This is a genomic window from Actinoplanes sp. NPDC051633 (genome assembly GCF_040681735.1).
Classification (GTDB): domain Bacteria; phylum Actinomycetota; class Actinomycetes; order Mycobacteriales; family Micromonosporaceae; genus Actinoplanes.
The window spans coordinates 1-4278 of sequence record NZ_JBFAZH010000682.1 but is presented as its reverse complement, the minus strand read 5'-3'; the positions used below and the strand labels follow the sequence as shown (position 1 = coordinate 4278).

Sequence of the window (4278 nt, the reverse complement as noted above, 5' to 3'; positions counted from 1 at the left end):
TCCGGCCCGAGACCAGCAGCCCGGTGATCGCGCCGACGTTGAGCACCAGGACCAGCCCGATGCCCTGCTCGAGGGGGTAGCCGGCGGTGACCATCAGCTTGGGCAGCCAGGTGTTCAGGCCGTACACAAGCACCAGCCCGAAGAACGACGTGCACCAGAAGGCGATCGTCGGCCGGAGCATGCCGCCGACGAACAGCTCGCGGACCGGATTCTTCCGCTCGGTGTTCGCCCGCTCGGCCCGGAAGACCTCGGACTCGGGCAGGAAGCGCCACATCAGCGGGGCGAGGATCAGCCCGGGCACGCCGCCGATCGCGAACATCCAGCGCCAGTCGTTCCCGCCGCCGCCGAGCACCAGCAGGCCGAACAGCGCGGTCAGGATCGCGCCGATGTGATAGCCGGTCAGCACGAACGGGGCGGCACTGGCCGCGCGGCCCTTGCGGGAGAACTCGGTGACCAGCGTGATGGCGGTGGGCAGGCAACCGCCCAGGCCCAGCCCGGCGAGGAACCGGAAGGTGACCAGCATGCCGAACGACGTGGCCAGCGCGGCGCCGATCATGAACAGCGAGAACAGCAGGACCGACACGATCATCACCTTGCGCCGGCCGAGGTAGTCGGTCAGCGTGCCGATGACCATCGCGCCGATGGTCATCCCGACCAGCCCGGCGGTGGCGACGGTGGTGGCGCCGCCCGCGGTGATGCCGAAGACCTGATCGCGGGTGAGCACCGGGATGACGGTGCCGAGCACCACCAGGTCGTAGCCGTCGAGCAGCACGGCGGCCCAGCACAGCGCGACGGCCGTCAGCGCGGCCCGCCGGTCGGTCGTAGTGGTCATCGTCACAGGTTAGGAAGAGACCACCGGGATCGACATCCACCGCTTCCACTGGGTGAAAAGCAAGACCTTGAGACGGGTACGAGCACACCGAAGTCACGTGACACTCCGCGACCGGGTGCCGCGAACGGTCGGGAACACGGCGATCGCGTGACGGGTCCGCCCTTCGCCGTCCTCCGGCCTGTAGCGTGTCCGGCCGTGCGCACCAAGAAGCAGCTGAGCGAGGACATCCGTGAGCATCGGCGGGCCGCGCTCGTGGTCAACGCTCGGTCGCGGCGCGGGCGCCGGCTCTACGAAGGGGTCCGCGCGCGGCTGCTGGCGGCCGGCGTCACGCTGCTCGCCGACCTGCCGGTCGAGGGTGACCTGGAGCAGGCGCTGACCAAGGCCATCGACGCCGGGCCGGATCTGCTGGTCGCGGGCGGCGGCGACGGCACGATCAGCACCGCCGGGCGGATGCTCGCGCACCGGGACATCGCGCTCGGGGTGCTGCCGCTGGGCACCACGAACAACTTCGCCCGGACCGCCCGGGTGCCGCTCGGCCTGGACCGGGCGGTGGCCACGCTGACCGGCGGCACGGTCGTCGACGTGGACCTGGGCCTGGCCGGGGACCTGCCGTTCACCAACCACGTCGGCGTGGGGCTGTCCGCCGACGTCATGCTGAAGTCGCCGCACCTGTTGAAGCGGGTGTCCGGGCGGATCGCGTACCCGTTGACGGCTCTCGCCCTGCTCACCCGGCACCGCCCGATCCGGGCCGTGGTCCGCGCCGGCGGACGTGAGCACACCTTCGAGACCCACCAGCTGTACGTGGCGAACGGCGGCTTCCACGCCGGCCGCCCGATCACCGCCGACGCCGACGCGGACGACCGGCTGCTGGTCGCGTACGCGGTGGGCGGCCCGGCCCGGGCCGACCTGCTGCGCGAGACCGCGCGCAACGCGGCGACCGGCCATCGCCGGTCGCACCAGCAGGAGCCGTTCCTGGCGGTCCGCGAGCTGACCCTGGAGACCGACCGCCCGGTCCGCACCGAGGTCGACGGCGAACTGAGCGGCGAGACCCCGCTGCACATCGGCCTGGACCCCAACGCCCTGCGCATGATGGCCCCACCGGGCACCCCCGACCGTTGACCCTCGCCCGAGAGGCGCTGCGCCGGCCTACGCGGCGTTGATGTGCAGGATCGCGTCGGCGCCCTCGAGGGTCACGTCGTTCAGCGGGAAGTAGCCCTGTTCCGGCGTGGGATCGGTGCGGATGCGCCCGGTCGCGGACTTCGTCAGGCCCCACGTGGCGATGCGGGTCTGCAGGTCGCCCTCGTAGGTGTCCGGGTCCGGCTCGCCGAGGTTCAGGGCCGAGCTGCGGCCCAGGCTGCCGGCGACGAACGTGAAGGGCTCGCCCAGCGCCGCCAGGATCGCGCCGGCTCCGGACCACCGCAGATCCATGTCGGCCAACTGCCAGCGGGCCGGGTTGCGCTGCAGATGGGTGTTGTGGGCGAAGACGAAGACCGGCCCGAGCCTGCGGATGTCGAGCAGGTTGCGGGCCATGATCGCGTCCCGGACGGCGAGCAGGCGGGCCACCCGCTCGCCGCGATCCAGCGGCTGGGCCGCCAGGCGGTGGTAGCGCAACAGTCCCAGGCCCGCGGTCAGGTGGATCTCGGCCCGCCGCCACGCCTCGATCGACGTCGCCGCGATCAACGGTGGCGCCGAGACGTAGAGCGCGGTCAGCATGTCGTCGGCGAGCACCCGTAGCCGGTCGGCCTCGCCGGTCGCGCCGATCGACTCGGCCGGGTCCATGATGGCCTCGGTGCGGTGCCAGCGTTCGTCGTCGCCGGCCAGGGCCGCGATGTCGTCGCCACCCGGGAAGTCGAGACCGAGGTAGTCGCGGGCGTGCTCGAGGTAGGTCCGCGGGCTCGGCGCCCACATCGTCTCGGTCGCGGCGTCGAAGCCGTGGAAGGTCAGCCGCTGCTCGAGTGGGCGGCCCTCGTTGTACTCGCGCATCCAGACGACGAGCTCGCGGTTGCCGCCCAGCGCGCCGAACTCGTGCGAGAACCCGTCCCGCAGCACGTCGTCGAGGTCGCCGATCCCGTGCCGGACGTAGTCGTCGACGGCGAGGGCGGCCACGCGGTCGATCTCCAGCGCGATCGAGCGGAAGCCGAGGCCGGTCAGCCGGGCGAACAGGTCGTTGCGCACGTGCCGGAAGGCGGGCTCGCCGTGCACCGGCTCGCCGAACGCCAGCAGGTCACCGGATGCGGGCAGGAAGGCGGTGATGTCCTGAGTCATGCCTCTGAATCGTATCCTTGAAACCTCCGTTGAGACTTTGGCAGGTGCCGGTGAGACCGTCCGACCTCGCGTCCGAGCACGGCCTGTCGACCCAGGCGGTGCGCAATTACGAGCGCGACGGCTTCCTCCCGCCCGCCGCGCGCACGGCCGGCGGCTACCGCATCTTCACCGAAACCCACGCCCTCGCACTGCGCGCGTTCCTCGCGCTCGTCCCGGCGCACGGTCACGCGGCGGCCGGCGAGATCATGCTCGCGGTGCACGACGGCCGGCTCGACGACGCGCTGCGAATCGTCGACGACGGCCATGATCAACTGGCGCGGGACCGGGAAACCCTCAACGCCGCGCGGATGCCGGTGGCGCCGCCGGAGGACCTCACGCTGACCGTCGGGGAGCTCGCCCGCCGGCTCCGGGTCACCCCGGCGACCGTCCGCAAGTGGGAGGAGGCCGGCATCCTCCGCCCCGTGCGCGATCGTGCGACGGGCTACCGGAGATTCGACGCGAGCGACGTTCGCGACGCCGAGCTGGCGCACCTGCTGCGGCGCGGCCACTACCCGCTCGGCCGCATCGCCCGGATCGTCCGGCAGGTCCGGGACGCCGGCGTGGTCGACCTGGAGGACTGGCAGGACCGGCTGACCGCCCGCGGGCTGGCGATGCTGGACGCGGCCGGGCGGCTGAGCGACTACCTGCGGCAGAGGGAAGAGCGAGGCGATCTCAAGCGGGGTCCCGGACGAGCTCGGCCGCGGTCGCCTGGTCGGTGATCAGCACGCTGAGCCAGCCGCCCAGCAGCGCGGCCCGGATGGCGCTCCACTTGCGCTGCCCACCGGCCACGCCCACCCGCCGCGGCACCGCCCGCAGCGCGTCCACCCCGATCCCGAGCACGCGGTCGTCGAGGTCGGAGGTGATGTGCCGGCCGTCGCCGTCGAAGAACCGCATGCACACGTCGCCGATGGCGCCCTGGTCGCGGAGCCGGTGCTCCTCGGCGTCGGCGATCGCGTTGCCGCTCTGCCGCAGCAGGGTGGACGGTTCCAGGCTGCCCACGCCGACCAGTGCCACGGTGAGGTCGTCCCAGGCCTTGATGACCTCCGCGATGGACGGCTCCTGCACCAGCGCGGCACGCATCTCCGGCGTGGCCACAAGCCCGGGCGCGACAAGGTAGACGGCCTCCGCGCGGGTGTTGCGGG

General features: G+C 72.4%; 5 protein-coding genes. 2 read left to right on the top strand and 3 right to left on the bottom strand.

What is annotated here, in order from left to right:
- The coding region (locus AB0M20_RS29645) for an MFS transporter (protein ID WP_364303611.1) at positions 1–832 on the bottom strand (832 nt) is incomplete at its 3' end.
- A 195-nt stretch (positions 833–1027) separates the two neighbouring features.
- Here AB0M20_RS29645 and AB0M20_RS29640 point away from each other — a divergent pair.
- The gene (locus tag AB0M20_RS29640) at positions 1028–1951 is read left to right on the top strand and encodes a diacylglycerol kinase family protein (RefSeq protein ID WP_364303609.1); all 924 of its coding nucleotides are present in this window, start codon (positions 1028–1030) and stop codon (positions 1949–1951) included.
- Positions 1952–1978: 27 nt separating this feature from the next.
- On the opposite strand, the gene AB0M20_RS29635 is transcribed toward AB0M20_RS29640, so the two are convergent.
- On the bottom strand, positions 1979–3097 hold the full coding sequence (locus tag AB0M20_RS29635) for an erythromycin esterase family protein (RefSeq protein WP_364303608.1): 1119 nt from the start codon (positions 3095–3097) through the stop codon (positions 1979–1981).
- 50 nt (positions 3098–3147) lie between these two features.
- On the opposite strand from AB0M20_RS29635, the gene AB0M20_RS29630 reads away from it, so the two are divergent.
- Positions 3148–3855: a MerR family DNA-binding transcriptional regulator gene (locus tag AB0M20_RS29630; protein WP_364303612.1), complete on the top strand. Its 708-nt coding sequence runs from the start codon at positions 3148–3150 to the stop codon at positions 3853–3855.
- Here AB0M20_RS29630 and AB0M20_RS29625 read toward each other — a convergent pair.
- Positions 3809–4278 (bottom strand): sugar-binding domain-containing protein (locus tag AB0M20_RS29625; protein WP_364303607.1); only part of this gene is annotated, 470 nt, incomplete at its 5' end. The genes AB0M20_RS29630 and AB0M20_RS29625 overlap by 47 nt on opposite strands.

What these genes read in the sequence shown, in the direction of transcription:
- AB0M20_RS29635 (WP_364303608.1), bottom strand. Translation starts at nt 3,097, where the DNA reads ATGACTCAGGACATCACCGCCTTCCTGCCCGCATCCGGTGACCTGCTG.